Origin of the sequence: Streptomyces achromogenes subsp. achromogenes (assembly GCF_000720835.1) — a bacterium.
GTDB classification, from domain to species: domain Bacteria; phylum Actinomycetota; class Actinomycetes; order Streptomycetales; family Streptomycetaceae; genus Streptomyces; species Streptomyces achromogenes.
The window spans coordinates 210,575-229,365 of record NZ_JODT01000021.1 but is presented as its reverse complement, the minus strand read 5'-3'; the positions used below and the strand labels follow the sequence as shown (position 1 = coordinate 229,365).

Sequence of the window (18,791 nt, the reverse complement as noted above, 5' to 3'; positions counted from 1 at the left end):
CGCCCTCGTCCTGGCGGACGCGGTGGCGGAGAAGTTCGGCGGCGACAGCGTCACCGAGACCCGCCGCAACGTCCGCTCCTACCTCGACCACCTGGCGATTCGTTGAGGTGGGCGGGTGGGTGTGGGGGCGCGGCCCCCACACCCACCCGGGTCGGCGGTGGTCCGGCCACACACCCTGGGTAGTCGCCGCAATACTCCGTCAACGACGCGTCAACCAGGCCGCTGTGTCCTGTGCCCACGGACCGCCCACAAGTGGTGCTCCACGCAGGATCCGGCATATTCGGGTGGCAGGCACACCTCGTCCCGCCGAGGTCGCACCGGCCATGGTGCTCAGGTAACCGAAGAGAGCTGCCCGAACACGGCTGGAGCATCGTGAACACGTCTGTCCTCAGGAAAGTCGACGCCACCCACGCACCGTCCGTGCCCCACCAGCGCTCCGTATCCCCCGACGGCGAGGTGCCCGACGACGACATCGTCGCGGAGCTGTGCGCCGCCTTGTTCTCCTTACTCGGCCGGAAGGACCAGCGGCGCCAGGCGGAGCAGTACCTGCGCGGGCTGCTGACCACCCGGGGCCGCAAGTCCATCCGCAACATCGCCGCCCATCTGGGCCGGCCCGGCCTGGAGCAGAGCCTGCACCACTTCGTGGCCAGCTCGACCTGGGACTGGCAGCCCCTGCGCGGTGCGCTGGCCGGCTATCTGGAACACACCATCGCGCCGCAGGCCTGGGTCATCCAGCCGATGCACATACCGAAGGCGGGCAAGTACTCGGTGGGTGTGGACGAGCAGTTCGCCCCGCATCTGGGGCAGGTCGTCCGGGGCCAGCAGGTGATCGGCGCCTGGCTGGCCTCCCCGACGGTGAGCGCCCCCGTCAACTGGCGCATGGTGCTGCCCGAGAGCTGGGTCAACGACCCCGAGCGGCGGGCGCGGGCGGAGGTGCCCGAGCGGACGGCGCCGGAGAGCGCCGAGGAGTGCGCCGTGTCCGTGGCCCTGCAGATGGCGCGGCTGTGGAACATCCCGCGGCGGCCCGCCGTGCTGGACCTGCGCCGCTGCGACGTGGGCGCCGCGGCCCGCAGCCTGGCCTCGGGCGGGGTGCCCTTCCTCGCCCGGATCAGCCCCTCGAGCCCGCTGTCCGTGGCCGACCCGGCGCTGCCCGGGCACCGGGCCGGGCCGCTGCCCGCCCGCCGGATCCTGGAACTGCTCAAGGGGATGCGGGTGCCCGCCGCCTGGTACGACCCGGCCCAGCCGCATCTGCCCCGCGCCTCCTGGGCGGCGAAGGTGCCCGTCGCCCTGCCCGGCCCGCTCGGCGGGACGCCCCGGCGGCTGTTCCTGCTGGGCGAGTGGACCGACCCGGGCCGGCCCCCGTCCGCCCTCTGGCTCACCTCCCTGCCACGGGTGCCGGCCGCGTCGCTGGTGCGCACCGCGAAGCTGGCCGACCGGGTGGAGCGGGACTGCGACGACATCGGTGAGCGGGCCGGGCTGCGCGACTTCGCGGGCCGTTCGTTCCGCGGCTGGCACCGCCATATGACGCTGGCCTCCGTGGCGCACGCGGCGATCGCCCTGCACGCCGCGGAGTACGGGCCGCGGCAGGCCGGCCGGCTGATCGGCGCCTGACCGGGCCGGCCGCCACCATGGTCCCGGCCGGGCGGCACGGGAGCCGCCGTTGGGAAGCCATACCGTACGGAAGGAGCAACTCCGCACCGCAGCCGACGGGTTGAGGTGGATCCGCGCAACGGCGCGCGGAACCTCCCCTTCCCGTCGACGTCCGTTTCAGGGGGATGCCCCGCCGGATGTCCCGCCCGGACCGGCCCGGTCAGCCGGACACCCGGGCCCAGGCGGCGGCGAGCCGTTCCGGGCCGGGGTCGGCGAGGATCCGGGTGCGGCCGATGCCGTCGAGGACGATGAAGCGCAGTGTGTTGCCGCGGGCCTTCTTGTCCACCCGCATGGCGTCCAGCAGTTCGGGCCACCGTCCGCCGCGGTGGCGCAGCGGCAGGCCGACCGCGTCGAGCACGGTGCGGTGGCGCTGTACCACGGTGTCGTCCGACAGGCCCGCCAGGCGGGCGAGTTCGGCGGCGAACACCATGCCCACGGAGACCGCCTCGCCGTGCCGCCAGGTGAAACCCTCGCACTTCTCTATCGCGTGGCCCAGCGTGTGGCCGTAGTTGAGGGCTTCGCGCGGGCCCTGTTCGCGCAGGTCCCGAGTGACGACCTCGGCCTTCACCCGGATCGCGCGTTCGACGAGTTCCCGGGTGTGCGGCCCGTGCGGGGTGCGCGCGCCCTCCGGGTCCGCCTCGATCAGGTCCAGGATCGTGGTGTCCCGGATGAACCCGGCCTTGACGACCTCGGCGAGGCCCGCCGTGTAGTCGGCGGCCGGCAGCGTGCCGAGCGCGTCGAGGTCGCACAGGACGGCGCCCGGCGGGTGGAAGGCGCCCACGAGGTTCTTGCCCTCGCCGGTGTTGATGCCGGTCTTGCCGCCGACCGCCGCGTCCACCATGCCCAGCAGGGTGGTCGGTACGGCGATCCAGGGCACTCCGCGCAGCCAGGTGGCCGCCACGAAGCCGGCCAGGTCGGTGGTGGCCCCGCCACCGATGCCCACGATCACGTCGGTGCGGGTGAAGCCGTTCTCTCCGAGGGTCCGCCAGCAGCGGGCGGCGGTGTCGGCGGTCTTGGCCTGTTCGCCGTCCGGCAGTTCGATCACCGTCGGCCGAAGGCCCCGCTCGGTGAGCAGCCCCGCCGCCGCGGCGGCCGTCTCGCGCAGCCGGGGCGCGTGCACCACGGCCACGCGTGAGGCCGCCCCGGCCCCCGCCACGGCGACGCTGCCGGCGAGTTCGCCCAGCAGGCCGCGGCCCACCCGCACGTCGTACGCACCAGGGCCGGTACCCACGTGTATGTGTGTGTCCATTCACGGCACGCTAGTGACCGGCGCGGCCGTGCCCTGGTCCGTGCCGGTGAATACGTCACCTCCGGGCGGCGGTGCGGTCGGACCTGACACATCCGGTGGCCCGTCGTGGACCCGGCGGACCGGTGGCGGCACACTGCTGTCTCAGGCTTGCGGCGGGCCGGCGGCGTCGGGGCGCAGCAGGGCCCTCATCCGGTGGATCCGCAGGGCGAGCTGGATGTCCAGGGCCCGGTCGGGTTGCTGCCACCGCGGGCCCAGCAGCGTGGCGACCCGCTCCAGTCGCCGCGAGACGGTGTTGGCGTGGATGTGGAGCCTGTCGGCGGCCTTGCTGGGGCTCGCGCCCACGGCGAAGTACGCCTCCAGCGTCTTCACCAGCTCGGTGTCGTTGTGGCGGTCGTAGGCGAGGACCGGCCCGATGGAGTTGTCGATGAAGCCGCTCACGTCACGGCCGTCGGACAGCAGGAGTCCGACGAAGCCGAGGTCGTCGAGCGCCGCGGCGCTGCCGACGGCGTCGAGCGTGGTCAGCGCCTTCAGGCAGCGCACCGCCTCCTGGTGGAGCCGGCCCGCCTCGGTGGGCCCGCGGCCGGGCCCGGAGGCGCCCACCGTCACGGGGTGGCCCAGTACCGCGGACAGTACGCCGGCGACCGAGTGGGCGGTGTCCGAGGCTTCGGTGCCCGGCAGCAGCAGCACGATGTTGCCGTCCCGGGCGGTCTTGAGGCCGCCGTGCCGGTAGGCGTAGGAGGAGGCCCACATCATGGCGCGCCCGTGCGGCCCGCCCTCGATGCGGGCGACGAGCAGCACATGGGGCGCCGCCGGGTCCAGGCCCGCCCTGCTCAGGCGCTGCTCCAGGCGGTGGGCCCGGCGTGAACCGCCGGAGGGCAGGGCGATCAGTTCGTCCAGCAGCTCGTCGGGCAGGGGACTTTCCGCCGCGGCCGGGCCGTGCCGGAGGAGCAGCTGGAGGGCGAAGACCTGGGTGATGAGGTACAGCAGCCGTTCGTCCTCGCCGATCAGCGGGGTGGCGGGGCGCAGTACGGCGAACCCCAGGTTCTCCGCGCCCGCCACCACGGGGGCGATCCAGGTGTCCTCGCCGTACGGTATCGGGGTGCGCTGCGCGTGGGCGTCCCAGGACACCTCGGTCACCGCGTTGTCGTCCAGGTCGGGCAGGGGCCCGGTGGCGGTGACGATGCGGCCCGCCGGATTGCGCAGTTGAACGGTGCCGTCGAGCGCGTCGGCGGTGGCCTGGGCCAGGGTCTCCAGGTCCGCGCCGGACAGCAGCAGCCCCATCAAGTGGGAGTGGACGTCGGCCAGTTGTTGCAGTCTGGCCAGGGTGGTCCGGGTGCGGAAGCCGTCGGTCTCCAGTTCGCTGACCTCGTCGCTGGCGTCCTGCAGGCGCTCGGCGCGCTCCAGCGACACCGCGCCCAGCGCGGCCAGTGAGCAGGCCAGGCCGATCTCGTCCGGAGTGAGGTGGCGTACGGTGCGGTTCGCGCAGTACAGGACGCCCAGGGTGCTGTCTCCGTGCACGAGCGGCACGGCGAGCAGCGAGGTGATGCCCTCCGCGCGGACCATCTCGTCGGCCTGCGGGCAGTGCTCGAAGCGGTCGTCGCGCAGATAGTCGGCCGTCCAGAACGGGGCCCCGGTCGTCATGGCCTGCTCACCGGCTCCCGTGGACGGGCGCACCTCCGCCCACATGCCGGTGGTGGCCCCTTCGGCGGCGTGCAGGCTGAGGGTGCCGTCGTCCTCGTACAGCCCGATGCACGCCATGTCCGCCTTGGTGATCCGCTTGACCCGGCGGCTGATGACCCGCATCAGCTCGCCCAGGTCGCGCGGCTGGGTCATGTCGCGGGCGGTGTCCACGAGTTCGGCGAGCCCGTCCTCGCGCTGCCGGCGCCGGTGCTGCGAGGCGTGGACGACGTGGGCCAGCCGGACCGCCTGTTCCAGCCGGTCCCGCTCCTCGGGTGGGCAGGTGCGCTCCGCCCGTAGCAGCAGTTCCTCGAAACGGTGGGACGGTACCTCTTCGGCCAGCAGCCGGAGCACGGTGAGCGGGTCCGGACGGTCTCTGTCTGCTGCGTCGGTCATCGCCTTTTTCCCCCGCCGGCCTGGCCTTTCGCGTATGCGAACAGAACTTAGACAGACCGTGATCGAGGAGTCAACCACGGCCTGTCGGGGAGGCCGGTCACCGGGGCGGTGCCGGGCGAGGGCGGAACGCCCTGGTCAGATTGGCTGTTTACGGCCGTCGAGGGCCCGCAGGCCGGCGGCGCGCATGGCGTGCACCGGTGCCGGACATCGGCCCGTCATCAGCTCCACCTGACGCACCGCCTGGTGCACCAGCAGGTCGAGGCCGCCGACAACGGTTCCGCCCCGGGACTGCCAGTGATGCGCGAGCCGAGTGGGCCAGGGATCATACAGTACGTCGAAGAGCACTCCCGGGGCGGAGGGTACGGATTCGGCCAGGGCGTCGGTGGCCTGGGCGGGGGTGGTGGAGATGACGAGGGGCGCGTGCAGGGCGTGGGCCGCCCGGTCCCAGGAGGCCGTGCGCACGGCCAGCCCGAGCCGCTCGCCCCACCGGACCATCTCGGCCGCCCGGCCCTCGCCGCGCACATAGGCCGTGACCTCGGGCACCCCCATGCGGGCCAGGGCCGCCAGGGCGGAGGCCGCGGTGGCCCCCGCCCCCAGGACGGCGGCGTGCCCGGCGCCGGTGACGCCCCGTTCGCGCAGCGCCGAGGTCATGCCGGGGACATCCGTGTTGTGCCCCTCCTTCCGGCCGTCCGCCGTGAACAGCACGGTGTTGACCGCCTGTACGGATCGCGCGGTGTCGGTCACGGAGTCCAGCAGCGGGAGCACGGCCCGCTTGAGCGGCATGGTCAGTGAGAGCCCCGCCCAGCTGTCGTCCAGGCCGCCGAGGAAGGGTTCCAGGGCGCGTTCGTCGACGTCGTACCGGTCGTACGTCCACGGGTGCAGGCCGAGTTCGCGGTAGGCGGTGCGGTGCAGTACGGGCGAGAGCGAGTGGGCGATGGGGGAGCCCAGAACCGCGGCGCGTCGCCGGGTCGGCATCAGCTGGTTCCTTCCTGTGCTGCGGGGGCAGGGCGGGTCAGGCGCGTTCGGTCCGCCGGGCCCGCTCCAGGCTGGCGCGCACCGCGGCGGCGACCTTGTGCGGGGTGAAGCCGAACCGGCGGTACAGCGCCTCGGGGGCGGCCGAGGCACCGAACTGGTCGAGGGAGACGGCCTGGCCGGCGGAGCCGAGCAGGGCGTACCAGCCGAGCGCGGTGCCCGCCTCCACGGAGACCCGGGCCGTGACCTCGGGCGGCAGGACCGCGTCCCGGTAGTCCTGGTCCTGCTCCAGGAACCATTCCAGGCACGGCATGGACACCACGCGCGTGTCAGTTCCCTCCGCGCGCAGCAGGTCCCGGGCCGCGAGCGCGAGGTGCACCTCGCTGCCGGTGGCGATGATGACCGCGTCCGGGGTGCCGCCCTCGGCGTCGGCGAGGACGTAGCCGCCGCGGACCGCCTCGTCGGCCGGGGCGAGCCCGCTGCCCTCCGCGCGGTCGAGCACCGGCAGGCCCTGCCGGCTCAGGCACAGCCCGGCCGGGCGGTCGGGGCGTTCCAGGACACCGCGCCAGACGGCGACCGTCTCGCCCGCATCCGCGGGGCGTACGACGTCCAGCCCGGGGATGCCGCGCAGCGCCCAGAGGTGTTCGACGGGCTGGTGGGTGGGGCCGTCCTCGCCCAGGCCGATGGAGTCGTGGGTCCACACGTAGGTGACGGGCAGCCGCATCATCGCCGCGAGCCGTACCGCCGGCCGCATGTAGTCGGAGAAGACCAGGAACGTACCGCCGTAGGGCCGGGTGCCGCCGTGCAGCGCGATGCCGTTGAGGATGGCACCCATCGCGTGCTCGCGGACGCCGAAGTGCAGGGTGCGGCCGTAGCGGTGGCCCGGGAAGGCGGTGGTGGCGAACTCCTCGGGGACGAAGGAGGGTTCGCCGCGCATCGTGGTGTTGTTGCTCTCGGCCAGGTCCGCGGAGCCGCCCCACAGCTCCGGCAGCGCCGCGGCCAGCGCGGTGAGCACCTCCCCGGAGGCCTTGCGGGTGGCGATCCGCTGTCCGGGGGCGAAGGCCGGCAGGTGCGCGGTCCAGCCCTCGGGCAGCCGGCGGGCGCTGATCCGGTCGTACAGGGCGGCCTTGCCGGGGTGGGCGGCGCGCCAGTCCGCGTAGCGCTTGTCCCAGGTGGCGCGCAGGTCGCGGGCCCGGTCGGCGACCGTGCGGGCGTGGGTCAGCACCTCGGCCGGCACCTGGAAGGCGGCGTCGGGGTCGAGGCCCATCGCGCGCTTGGCGGCGGCGGCCTCCTCGGCGCCCAGGGCCGCGCCGTGGATCTTGCCGGTGTTCTGCTTGCGGGGCGCCGGCCAGCCGATGACGGTGCGCAGGGCGATCAGCGAGGGCCGGTCGGTGGTGTCACGGGCCCGGGCCAGCGCGTCGTACAGGGCGGGAACGTCCTCGCGGTAGCCGTCGGGGGTGGTCCAGTCGACCCGCTCCGCGTGCCAGCCGTAGGCCCGGAAGCGGGCCAGGACGTCCTCGGACTGGGCGATCCGGGTGTCGTCCTCGATGGAGATGTGGTTGTCGTCGTAGAGCACGACGAGGTTGCCCAGTCTCTGGTGTCCCGCGAGGGAGCCGGCCTCGTGGCTGATGCCTTCCTCCAGGTCGCCGTCGGAGGCGACGACCCAGACGGTGTGGTCGAAGGGCGACTGGCCGGCCTCGGCCTCCGGGTCGAAGAGGCCGCGCTCGCGCCGGGCGGCCATGGCCATGCCCACCGCGTTCGCCAGTCCCTGGCCGAGCGGCCCGGTGGTGGTCTCCACGCCGGGGGTGTGGCCGTACTCGGGGTGGGCGGGCGTCAGGCTGCCGTCCGTGCGCAGCGCCTTGATGTCGTCGAGTCCGAGGCCGTAGCCGGAGAGGTAGAGCTGGGTGTAGAGGGTGAGGCTGGAGTGGCCGCAGGAGAGCACGAAGCGGTCGCGGCCCGCCCATCGCGGGTCGGCGGGGTCGTGCCGCAGCAGCCGCTGGAAGAGGAGGTACGCGGCGGGGGCGAGGCTCATGGCGGTGCCGGGGTGGCCGTGGCCGGCGGTTTCGACGGCGTCCACGGCGAGAGCGCGGGCGACGTTCACGGCACGGCGGTCGAGTTCGTCCCACCGGAGGCCGGCGGCGGACGAGGCGCTGGTGTCCTGGTGCTTCACGAGGGCTCGCGACTCCTTGTTCGGGTAACCGGTGGAGGAAGCGCCGTGCACCGGGAGGAGCGGGGTCGCACACGGTCCCCGTCGTCGCTCCGGCCGGGCGGTACGGCACCCACCGGAGCGCCATCCTGGTGGACTCCGCGATCACCGCCAATGCTGCCCCGGCTGCTCCGTCAGGTCACCGGGAAGTCCGTCAAGTCCCCGCTTTCGCGGCCCGGTTGATCCGGAGCGGGCCGGCCGCGACGCCGTGGCGGGCCGCCTTCGGCCGGTACGAGGCGGGGTCGGTCACCCCCGCCCGCCTCCGGTCCTCTCCTGCCGCGGGTTGCCGGCCCGGTCTCGCCGGCGGTACGTGTCCTGCCCCTCCCCCGCAACCGGAGCGCCGCGCGTCAGACGCTTTGCAGGTCCCCGAGCGGAACGCGCGGCAGCGCGCCGGCGTCGAGGTCCGCGCGGCCGGCCCGCCGGCCGGGTTCCCGCCGGTCGGGAACGAGGCTCGGCAGGGGCCGGGCGGGCGCGGTGCGCGTCTCGCGCCGCCCGCGCAGGTAGTCCCGGATGACGTCGCGGTTCTGGCCCCGGTGGTCCAGGTCCGCCTTCAGCCGGGCGTACGGCAGGGTGTCGGGGCAGTAGCGGGTGAGCACCTGGGTCAGGTCGACGCAGAGTTCCCGCCAGCGCCCGAGCCGGAGTTCCGCGTCGATCCACCGGTCCACGGCACGCTGCCAGGAGCGGGTGAGCCGGGCCGCGTGGGCCTGGAGCTGGGGTCCGTGGGGGACGCCGGAGAGCGGGGCGCCGGTCCACAGGGCGAGGGCCTCGCGCAGCCGCCGGCCGGCCAGGTGCAGATCGCCCGCCTCCATGGCCCGGTACCCGGCGCCGGTCAGCCGCTCGAACGTCCTCAGGTCGCTGGAGCCGCCGCCGGTGTCCAGCCGGTAGCCGCCGGGCACCGAGGCCAGGACCTGCTCGCCCGGCCGTTCGCTGCCCGCCGCCTGCGAGACCGCGTTGATGACCGCGCGCAGCCGGCCGATGTGGTGTTCCAGCACGTCCTGGGCGCGGTCCGGCAGGCCCTGCGGCCACAGTTCGTCGGCGAGGGCGTACGCCGGTACGGCACGGTCGGCCGCCGCCATGAGGAGGGCGAGCACCTGTCTGGTCGGCACCTCGGCCGAGTAGACGGGTAACGTCCCCTCTCGTACCGCCACTTCCCCGAGCATCCTCAGCTCCATGTCGTTCCCCTTCGACTCAGGTCACTTCCGGTGCCGTTCGCAGCGCTTGAGCGGGGCATCCCTCACCTGTAGGCGGGCACTCCCCCTCCCACAATAATAGTATTCTTTTTCTTTTTCAGACGGCACTCCATCCCCCGTCGACGGGCACCGCGGCCCCGGTGACGAAGGACGCCTGGTCGCCGCAGAGCCAGACCGCCGCCCGGGCCACTTCCACCGGATCGGCGAGGCGGTGCTGGACGGCCCGTGCGGCGGCGGCCCGTTCGAGCCCGGGGACACGCTCGATGGCCTCCTCCATCAGCTCCGTGCGGGTGCTGCCCACCACGAGGGCGTTGACGCGGACACCGCGCCCGCCGTATTCGGCGGCAGCGGCCCTGGTCAGTCCGAGCACCGCGTGCTTGGCCGCCACGTAGGGGGCGATGGCTCCGGTCGCGAACAGCCCCGCCGTACTGGAGGTGTTGACGATCGCCCCAGCGCCCTGGCGCGCCATCACCGGGAGTTGACGTTTCAGGCAGTTCCACACGCCGCGTACGTTCACGTCCATGACCCGCTCGTAGACGGCGTCGTCCGTCTCGTGCAACGGGGTGCCCACGCTGCCCCAGCCGGCGTTGTTGAAGGCCGCGTCGAGGCGTCCGAACGTGTCGAGCGCGGCGGTCACGGAGCGTTCCACGTCCGCGGGCCGGGTCACGTCCCCCGGCGTCACCAGGGCCCGGCCGCCGGCGGCCCCGATCTCCTCGGCCAGGTCGTGCAGCCTGTCCGCGCGCCGGGCCATGAGCACCACCTCCGCTCCCTGCTCGGCGAACAGTCGCGCGGCGCTCCTGCCTATGCCGCTGGACGCTCCTGTGATCATGACGGTTCTGCCCGCGAACAGGCCGAGCCCGGAGTCCACCCCACCGCCCCCTTCCGTACGTTGCCGGTCGTTCCGGTTCCCAAACCGTAGCCGGGCGACGAAAAGGAGGCGTCACGTGCCGACGGCACCCGCGGCCTGCCTCCGCTCCTCAGGAGGACGCCACCCTGACCCGCTCCACGCCGAACACCAGCTTCTTGGCCACGCTGGGCACCGCGAGGGCGGGCAGCAGACATCGCCACATCTCCTCGACGCGCCCGGGCAGATCCCGGTGCGAGGTCTCCAGCTGGGTGTGGATCTGGGCGCCGGTGCAGGTGCTGACGATCAGCCGGGCGTAGGCCTCGGTGTCCACGTCGGCCCGCAGCTCGCGGCGGCGCCGTGCCTGCTCGAAGTCGTCCAGCAGGATGGCCGTCCATTGCCGGTAGGAGTTCACGTGCGGCTCGATGAAGAGCCGCTGGTCCATCACCAGGCGCGCCCCGGCCTGGAGCACGGGGTTGTCGAGCAGTTCGCGGGCCCAGATCAGCGTCAGGTCGACGGCGTGCTGCAGGCCTTGCGAGTCCAGCGGCGGGACCACCAGCTCCGGTTGGCTGGTGACGATCAGACGGGCCAGCTCTTCCTTGGACTTGAAGTGGAAGTACATCGCGCCGAGCGTCAGCCCGGCCCGCTCGGCGATCCGCGAGACGGTCGTGCCGGCGAAGCCGTACTCCGCGAACGTCTCGGCCGCCGCGCGGATGAGGGCGGCACGTGTGCGCGCCGCCCTCTCCTGTTTCACCACTCGACCTGTCATGTGCAATCGCCATCCACCGCTAGAAAAAAGTGAATACTATTCTTTAGCTTATAAGAGAGACCACGCCTCACCACTCAGGTTCGGGCACGTGGAAATCTCAGGGGGGAACACTCACATGACGTCCACGACAGCCACACAGGACGATCCGGCCGGGGCGCACAGCACCCTCGTCCGCAAGTCCCTCCACGACGAGGCACTGGTCACCGGTTGGCGTCCGCTCACGGACAACTGCCAGATGGTGGCGGCGCGTTGGCCGACGCGGCACCGGTTCTACGTCGAAAGGGGCCGGTACACACCCCTGATCGTCACGGAAAGTCTGCGCCAGGCCCTGGCGTTGCTGACCCATACCGCGCACGGCATACCGCTGAGTCACAGACTCGGGTGGGAACACCTGCGCACCGCCGTCAGTCCGGGGGCCCTGGAGGTGGGCCCGGAGCCCGCCGAGGTCGAATTAACCGTCCGGCACACCGAGGTGACGCGGCGCCGGCTGGGCAGTGTCCACCTGGCCTCCCGGATCGAGGCGACACGCTCCGGTGTGCTCCTGGGCACGGCCACCGTGCGCTACAGCACCCACCCGCCGGTCATCTACGACCGGTTGCGCGGCCCGTACGCCGACGCCCAGGCCGCCTTCGCCCGGGCACTGCCCCTCACCGCGCCCGTACCCGCCTCCCTCGTGGGCCGCGGCCGGGAACGGGACGTGGTGCTCTCCCCCACGGCCGAGCCGCACCGCTGGCGACTGCGCGTCGACACCGCGCACCGGGTCCTCTTCGACCACCCGCACGATCACATACCCGGGATGGTCCTGCTGGAGGCGGCCTGCCAGGCCGCGCAGGCGGTGACGGCTCCCCGGCCGGTGATGCCGGTCGCCCTCGACACCACCTTCACCCGCTACGTCGAATTCGACCGGTCCTGCCACGTCACGGCGCGAGAACTCACCGGCCCCGGCGACGACGGCCGGGTCGCGGTCGACGCTCACCAGGGTGACCGGCTCGTCTTCTCCGGCACGGTGACAACCCGCCCCCGGCCCTGACGGGGAGGTGTCCGGCAGGGAGGTGACGGTCCGCGCGGGGGCCGTTGCCCGGGACACCGGCCCGCACCCGGCGCGGCGGAGGGCGTCAGGGCCGCAGCAGGATCTTCCCCACGGTGCGGCGCGCGAGCAGATCGGTGTGGGCGCGGGCCGCGTCGGCCAGCGGGTACTCCGCGCCGGCCACGGGGCGCAGGGTCCCCCGCGCCATCATGTCCAGCAGCTCCCGTACCGGTTCGGCGAAGGCCCCGGGGCGGGCCAGGGTGGGGCGCAGCCGGAAACCCACGACCGCGGCGTTCAGGGCACGCAGGCGGGCGTCGTCCAGCGGGGTGAACGCCCGGCGCGAGGCGTTGCCGTAGGCGACGATGCGGCCGAAGTCCGCGAGCGAGCCCAGTGCCTGGTCGAACAGCGGGCCGCCGACGCCGTCGAGGATCACGTCGGCCGGCTGGGCCAGGGGGTAGCCGGCCACCCCGGCGGCCCCCAGGCGCATCACCAGTTCCGCCTTGGCCTTCGTGGAGGCCGTCGCCCACACCTCGCCCGCTCCCCACAGACGGGCCAGTTGCAGGGCGAGGCTGCCCACGCCGCCGGCGGCGGAGTGCACCACGACCCGCTCGCCCGGCCGCATCCGGGCGGCACCGCGCAGCAGATGCCAGGCGGTCAGGCCCTGCGTCAGCGCGGACAGGGCATGGGCGGCGGGGAGGTCTTCGGGGATGCCGAACACCGCCGCCCGGTCGGCCACGGCGAACTCGGCATAGCCGCGCCTGGTCCTGGCGAGGACGCGCCGTCCCTCCGGTGTGCGTCCGACGACCTCGCTGCCCGGCACGAGGGGGAGCTGGTCCGCGCTCGCGTACGAGCCGTCGACCTGGTGGGTGTCCGCGAAGTTGACACCCGCGGCCTCCACGGCGATCAGCACCTGGCCGGGACCGGGTTCCGGCTCGGGCAGGTGCACCAGGGACAGCACTTCCGGTCCGCCGAAGCGGTCGAACTGCAGGGCACGCAAGGTGGGACCTCTGGTCGTGTGGGCGTCGCGCCGCGTGGCGGGCCCGCCCAGCTTAAGGGTCCTGGCATCGGGGCCCGGCCGGGCCGTCGGCGGGGAGGCAGACGGCGAGCGCCGCGATGTCGTCCTGGAGGCGGTCGCCGCTGTAGTCCAGCAGGTCGTGGTGGAGCCGCTCCAGCAGCCCGTGCGGCGGGCGGGTGCCCCAGGAGCGCAGGCGCTGCAGCAGCGGGTAGAAGGCGCCGTGCCGGTCGCGGGTCTCGGTGATGCCGTCCGTGTACAGCAGCAGCTGGTCGCCGGGGTGGAAGGAGTACTCCTCGACGTGGTATGGCTCCCCGGCCAGCACCCCGAGGTTGAGCGGCGGGGCCGACCGTCCGCTGTCCAGTTCGCGGACCTTGCCGGAGCGGATGAGGACGGGCGGCGGATGGCCGCAGTTGACCACGCGCAGCACCGGCTCCCCGGCGGGGATCTCCACGAAGACGGCGGTCACGAACCGTTCGCCCACCTCGCTGCCGCCCAGCAGGGCCGCCCTGCGGTCCATGCTGATCTCCACCCGGTCGGCCAGGGCGGGCAGCGCGGGTTCGTCGTGCGCCGCCTCGCGGAACGCGCCGAGCAGGGCCGCGGCGGTCTCCACCGCGAGCAGGCCCTTGCCCCGTACGTCACCGATGAGCAGCCGGGTGCCGTACCGGGTGGGGACGGCCTCGTAGAGGTCCCCGCCGATGCGCGCCTCCGCCGCGGCGGACAGGTAGAGGCTGTCCAGGAGGAGGTCGCCGATCCGGTGCGGCACCGGCCGGAGCAGTACCCGCTGGGCGATGTCGGCCACGAAGCGCACGTCGGCGAGGGTGCGCTCGCGGTGGGTGCGGTGCGCGGCCAGGATGGCGCCGAGGACGCCGACCAGGGCCGTGCAGACGTACGAGGCCACGTAGTAGCGGTCCCACAGGTAGCCGACGGGCCGGCCGGCGCAGCACGGGGTGCCGGCCAGGACGCCCTCCAGAAGGACGGCGAACAGGGTGGCAGCGGCGACGACCAGCGGACCGTAGGCGAACGCGGTCACCAGGGGCAGGGCGATCAGCACGAAGCTCACCGGCCACTCGACGGGGGTCGCGGGCTCCAGCAGCAGGACGGCGGCGACGTACAGGACCGGCAGCCACCGCAGCCATCCGGGACGCTCCGGCAACCGCGTCCGCGCACCGGCGCCGTCCTCCGGCTCCCGACCGGTATGTCCAGGCTTCGGCATACGTGGTCTTCGCACACGGACTCCTGTCACAGCAGCGCACGACAAGGTCCCCAGCCTGGTGCGCCCGTGCGCGGCACACCGGCGATTGCTCCGCTCAGCGGCATGTTTCCGCCCCGGCCGGTACGAAACCCAGCATGCCCGGGACGGGCCTTCCCACGGCGGGCGGGCGCCGGGCGCCATCCGTCCGGAGCAGCCCCGGCCCCGCGGCCCCCTCACCCGCCCGGCCGACGCCGGTACCGCGACATCCCGCGCGGAGGGCGCGCACCGGTCGCCGGTCACCGAGCCGCAGTGCTAGAAAAGGGAGATGAGCGGACGTTTCCGCCGTCCACGGGCGAAAGCGGCGGCGCCGCCCGGCACCCGGTGGGCTTCCGATCCGCCCCGTCGACGAGTGCCGTGGCCGTTTCGCGGGCGCCGGATCCCGCCGTCCCTGAGCGTCCGCACCCTCGCCGCGCAGGTCTTCCTGTTCCAGGCCCTGATCATGCTGCTGCTGGTCGCGGTGGGGGCCGCCGCCCTGGTGGTGCAGGGGCTGTACGACGCCGAGCGCAGCGCCATGGAGCGCTCGCTGGCGGTGGCCGAGGCCTTCGCCCACGCCCCCGGCACGGCCGAGGCACTGCGCTCACCGGATCCGACGGCCCGGCTCCAGCCGGAAGCGGAACAGGTACGCAAGGGGTCGGGTGTCGACTTCGTCGCCGTGCTGGACGAGCACGGGGTCCGGCTGACCGACCGGGACCCCGCCCTGATCGGCACCAAGGCCCAGGGGGTCGGCCGGGCCCTGCTGGGCGAGGCGTTCACCGAGACCTTCCACGGCCGGCCGACCGACGCGGTACGCGCCCTCGTCCCGGTGACGGACCCGAGCCGGCGCGTGGTCGGCGTCGTCACCGCGGGGATCGAGTACGCGAACGTGGGCGACGTCCTCGTCCGCCAGCTGCCGGTGCTGCTCGGCACGGCGGCCGGGGCGCTGGTCCTGGCGACCGGTGGCGCCGCCCTGGTCAGCCGCCGGCTGCTGCGGCAGACCCATGGGCTCGGCCCGGCCGAGATGACCCGGATGTACGAGCACCACGACGCCGTACTGCACGCCGTGCGCGAGGGGGTGCTGATCCTCGGCGGCGACGGGCGGGTGCTGCTCGCCAACGACGAGGCGCGCCGGCTGCTGGACCTCCCCCGGGACGCCGACCGGCGGCGGGTGAGCGAGCTGGGGCTGGGGCCGGGGCCGACCCGGCTGCTGGAGGCGGGCGAGGCCGCGTCCGACGAGGTCGTCCAGTCCGGGGACCGGCTGCTGGCCGTGAACATCCGGCCCACCGCCCCCTACGGCGGCGCTCCGGGACTCGTGGCCACCTTCCGTGACACCACGGAGCTGCTGGCCCTGTCCGGGCAGGCCGAGCTGGCGCGGGGCCGGCTGTCGTTCCTGTACGAGGCGGGCATGCGGATCGGCACCACGCTGGATGTGCGGCGCACGGCCGAGGAGCTGTCGGAGGTGGCGGTGCCGCGCATGGCCGACTTCGTCACCGTGGAGCTGCTGGACTCGGTGCTGCGCGGCGAGGAGCCCACGAGCGCGGTGCGCGAGATGCGCCGTACCGCGCTGCGCACCACGCACACCGGGCACCCGTTGCAGCCGGTGGGCGAGGTGATCCGTTTCGTGATGGCGGACACCCCGATGGCGGCGGCGCTGCGCCGGGGCAAGGCCGTCCTGGTGCGGGACCTGCGCACCGCCCGGGACTGGCGGGCGCGGGACGCCGGCGGGGCCGAGCGGGTGCTGGAGTACGGCATCCACTCGCTGATCACGGTGCCGCTGCGGGCCCGCGGGGTGGTCCTCGGCATGGCCGACTTCTGGCGGGGGGCGGGCTCACCCCGGTTCGAGGAGGAGGACGTCGCGGTGGCCGAGGAGCTGGTCGCCCGGGCCGCCGTGGCCATCGACAACGCCCGCCGCTACGCCCGTGAGCACGAGATGGCGGTGACGCTGCAACGCAGTCTGCTGCCGGTGGGGCTGCCGGAGCAGGATGTGCTGGAGATCGCGTCGCGGTATCTGCCGGCCCGCGCGGGCGTGGGCGGCGACTGGTTCGACGTCATCCCCCTGCCCGGGTTCCGGGTGGCGCTCGTGGTCGGGGACATCGTGGGGCACGGGATGCAGGCCGCGGTGACCATGGGACGGCTGCGCACGGCCGTGCTGAACTTCTCGTCGCTGGACCTCGCCCCGGACGAGCTGCTCGGACACCTGGACGAGATGGTGACCCGGCTGGACTCGCAGACCGCGACCGCCGACGACGACCATGTGCCGCTCACCGGCGCCACCTGTCTCTACGCCGTCTACGACCCGGTGTGCGGGCGCTGCGCCGTCGCCCGCGCCGGGCATCTGGCGCCCGCCGTGGTGGATCCGCAGGGCCGGGTCACCTTCCCGGACCTTCCCCTGTCGCCGCCCCTGGGGGTGGGCGGGCACCCCTTCGAGACCGGTGAGCTGGAGCTGCCCGAGGGCAGCCGGCTCGTGCTGTTCACCGACGGTCTGATCGAGAGCCGGGGCCGGGACGTCGACGAGGGCCTGGCGCTGCTCTCCTCGGCCGTCGCGCACGCGGACCGGACACCGGAGGAGACCTGCCGCGCCCTGGTGGAGCGGCTGCTGCCCGAGCGCCCCAGCGACGACGTGGCCCTGCTGGTGGCCCGGACCCGGCGGCTGAGCCCCTCCTGCGTGGCGGCCTGGGACGTGCCGTTCGACGTCACGGCCGTGCCCCGGGTGCGGGGCGAGGTGAGCCGGCGGCTGGCCGACTGGGGGCTTCAGGAGACGGCGTTCACCACCGAACTCATCCTCAGCGAACTGCTCACCAACGCGATCCGCTACGGCGCCCCGCCCGTGCGGGTCAGGCTGCTGCTGGGCCGCACCCTGGTCTGCGAGGTGTCGGACGGCAGCAACACCTCGCCCCGGCTGCGGCGCGCGGCCAGCACGGACGAAGGGGGCCGGGGGCTGTTCCTCGTCTCCCAGTTCGCGGACCTGTGGGGGACCCGGTACGCGGCGCGCGGGAAGGTCATCTGGGCCGAGCAGGCCCTGGACCACCGGGCGGCGGAGCCGGATCCGTCCCTGCTGTTCGACGTCATGGGCCTGTGACCGGTGCCGGGGGCGCGGTGACCGGCCGGTCCGGCGCGGGGCGGGTGTCCGGCGCGAGGGACGTGTCCGGTGTGGAGCGTGCGATCCACTCGACGACCTCGTCGGTCAGTTCGCGCAGCCGGTCGTGGGTGCGGGGCATGCGGGCCCGGTGCCAGGGGGTGTGGCCCCACTGCCGTTCCAGGGTCCACGGGGGGCCAACGCGCTGGGCCTCGGCGAGGAAGCAGACCTCGTGGTCGAGGACGGCCTCCAGGACGATGCGCCGGCCGTCGTGCGCGTGGGTGGCCATCCAGAGGAAGCCCTCCGGTACGAAGCCCTCCTCGCTGTTGGGCTGCCAGTCGTACGTGCCGAGGGTGCTGTCGCCGTTGTCGTGGTCGATGCCCTCGGTCCACGCGCCCGGGTCGCCGGTCAGGGCCTCGGCGATGCGGCGGACGCAGGGCAGCAGCATCGCCCGGGTGGCCTCCTCGTCCCGGTGGTGGCGGTCCCACAGTGCCGGGTCGCCCCAGCCCCTGCGGAAGGAGCCGCCGCCGAGCGGGGTGAACCGGGCGGTGTCCTCGCGGTGCCGGCCGAGCCAGGCGCGCAGTTCGGCGTGGAAGTCGGCCATGGTCAGCCGGTCGCCGACGGTGTGCTGGGTGGCCGCCTCCAGCACGTGTCCCAGGGCCAGGGTGGCGTTCCCGCCGCCGAGCGACCACAGGCTGAACTCCTCGGCGTCGACCCGGTGCGTGCCGAACGGCGGGTAGGGCCCGCGGCGGGGGTGGGCGAGGACGAAGAGCGTCTTGGCGAGGGAGTAGACGTCGGCCCGCTCGCCGGCTCCGGGGCCGGCGGCCCGGCGCATCTCGGGGGCGAGGAAGTTGGCGGGGCCGAGGCCCTCTCCCTGCCGGGTCAGTCCGGCGGGCATCTGGGCGATGGCCGCGATCCCGAAGTCCCCGAGGACCGGCGCGCCGTCGTACCAGAAGAGGTTGTCGGGCTTGATGTCGCGGTGGTAGGTGCCCTGTTCGGCGAGGGCGGCCAGGGTTCCGGCCAGCTCGGTGACGTGGGCGACGACATCGAGGAGGGTGGAGTTCCCGTCGAGGGCGTCGGCCAGCGGGCGGGCCTGCGGCATGGCGTACCAGCGGGGCCGGTCGCCGTGTTCCTCGTCGATGTCCCAGACCGGCAGGATGCCGGGTGTGCCGGTCATCCGGTGCATGTACCGCGCCTCCTGGTGGAACCGCTGGAGACGGACCCGCTGGAACGGCTTGAGGTGCGGACCCGGCAGGTCGGCGCTGTGCTTGACGACGGCCTCCCGGTCACCGTGCACCTCGGCCGCCTTGCGCACGAAGGACTTCCTGCGGCTGAGACTGCCCAGGTCCCGCCAGCGCGGCAGGTCGTAATCACGCTGGAGCGGGGGACGTTGGGGGCGGGCGGTGCGCCGCGGTGCTCTTCCGGACATGGGCAGCACGCTAACCCGCACCGGCCCCGAAGGGACAGCGATCCGGCGGACCGTACGCGGCGA

At 73.8% G+C, this 18,791-nt stretch carries 13 protein-coding genes; 3 read left to right on the top strand and 10 right to left on the bottom strand.

Annotation, left to right across the window (positions count from 1 at the left end; all coding sequences use genetic code 11):
* Positions 1–372 precede the first annotated feature (372 nt).
* Complete coding sequence (locus IH25_RS0122705; protein ID WP_051754083.1) at positions 373–1,611, top strand: IS701 family transposase; 1,239 nt, start codon at positions 373–375, stop codon at positions 1,609–1,611.
* 199 nt (positions 1,612–1,810) lie between these two features.
* On the opposite strand, the gene aroB is transcribed toward IH25_RS0122705, so the two are convergent.
* The 7 genes from aroB to IH25_RS0122665 all read right to left on the bottom strand — a co-directional run bounded on the left by aroB (position 1,811) and on the right by IH25_RS0122665 (position 10,953).
* Positions 1,811–2,899 (bottom strand): 3-dehydroquinate synthase, encoded by a 1,089-nt coding sequence (aroB, locus tag IH25_RS0122700; protein ID WP_051754082.1) that lies wholly within the window; start codon positions 2,897–2,899, stop codon positions 1,811–1,813.
* A 141-nt stretch (positions 2,900–3,040) separates the two neighbouring features.
* A complete protein-coding gene (locus IH25_RS0122695) occupies positions 3,041–4,972 on the bottom strand; it encodes a helix-turn-helix domain-containing protein (RefSeq protein ID WP_030613478.1) in 1,932 nt (643 codons plus the stop codon).
* A gap of 135 nt (positions 4,973–5,107) precedes the next feature.
* On the bottom strand, positions 5,108–5,947 hold the full coding sequence (locus tag IH25_RS0122690) for a shikimate dehydrogenase (RefSeq protein WP_030613475.1): 840 nt from the start codon (positions 5,945–5,947) through the stop codon (positions 5,108–5,110).
* A gap of 37 nt (positions 5,948–5,984) precedes the next feature.
* On the bottom strand, positions 5,985–8,114 hold the full coding sequence (gene tkt / locus IH25_RS0122685; RefSeq protein ID WP_030613472.1) for a transketolase: 2,130 nt from the start codon (positions 8,112–8,114) through the stop codon (positions 5,985–5,987).
* A 383-nt stretch (positions 8,115–8,497) separates the two neighbouring features.
* Positions 8,498–9,322 carry an AfsR/SARP family transcriptional regulator gene (locus tag IH25_RS0122675; RefSeq protein ID WP_051754081.1) on the bottom strand — a complete coding sequence of 275 codons (825 nt, stop codon included), beginning with the start codon at positions 9,320–9,322 and terminating at the stop codon, positions 8,498–8,500.
* A 115-nt stretch (positions 9,323–9,437) separates the two neighbouring features.
* Positions 9,438–10,190, bottom strand: coding sequence for an SDR family NAD(P)-dependent oxidoreductase (locus tag IH25_RS0122670; RefSeq protein WP_078844367.1), 753 nt, complete (start codon positions 10,188–10,190; stop codon positions 9,438–9,440).
* Positions 10,191–10,317: 127 nt separating this feature from the next.
* Positions 10,318–10,953 carry a ScbR family autoregulator-binding transcription factor gene (locus IH25_RS0122665; RefSeq protein WP_030613463.1) on the bottom strand — a complete coding sequence of 212 codons (636 nt, stop codon included), beginning with the start codon at positions 10,951–10,953 and terminating at the stop codon, positions 10,318–10,320.
* Positions 10,954–11,068: 115 nt separating this feature from the next.
* On the opposite strand from IH25_RS0122665, the gene IH25_RS37705 reads away from it, so the two are divergent.
* Complete coding sequence (locus tag IH25_RS37705; protein ID WP_037655417.1) at positions 11,069–11,983, top strand: ScbA/BarX family gamma-butyrolactone biosynthesis protein; 915 nt, start codon at positions 11,069–11,071, stop codon at positions 11,981–11,983.
* An 85-nt stretch (positions 11,984–12,068) separates the two neighbouring features.
* Here IH25_RS37705 and IH25_RS0122655 read toward each other — a convergent pair whose 3' ends face one another.
* Together IH25_RS0122655 and IH25_RS0122650 are read right to left on the bottom strand one after the other, a co-directional pair.
* Positions 12,069–12,977 carry a quinone oxidoreductase family protein gene (locus IH25_RS0122655; RefSeq protein ID WP_030613457.1) on the bottom strand — a complete coding sequence of 303 codons (909 nt, stop codon included), beginning with the start codon at positions 12,975–12,977 and terminating at the stop codon, positions 12,069–12,071.
* A gap of 52 nt (positions 12,978–13,029) precedes the next feature.
* Positions 13,030–14,127 (bottom strand): PP2C family protein-serine/threonine phosphatase, encoded by a 1,098-nt coding sequence (locus tag IH25_RS0122650; RefSeq protein WP_030613453.1) that lies wholly within the window; start codon positions 14,125–14,127, stop codon positions 13,030–13,032.
* Between the two features lie 385 nt (positions 14,128–14,512).
* Between IH25_RS0122650 and IH25_RS0122645 the strand changes: the two genes are divergently transcribed.
* Positions 14,513–17,302 (top strand): SpoIIE family protein phosphatase, encoded by a 2,790-nt coding sequence (locus IH25_RS0122645; RefSeq protein ID WP_167346041.1) that lies wholly within the window; start codon positions 14,513–14,515, stop codon positions 17,300–17,302.
* Here the strand turns inward: IH25_RS0122645 and IH25_RS0122640 are convergent.
* Complete coding sequence (locus IH25_RS0122640) at positions 17,289–18,728, bottom strand: serine/threonine-protein kinase (RefSeq protein ID WP_157847000.1); 1,440 nt, start codon at positions 18,726–18,728, stop codon at positions 17,289–17,291. The genes IH25_RS0122645 and IH25_RS0122640 overlap by 14 nt on opposite strands.
* Positions 18,729–18,791: the final 63 nt, after the last annotated feature.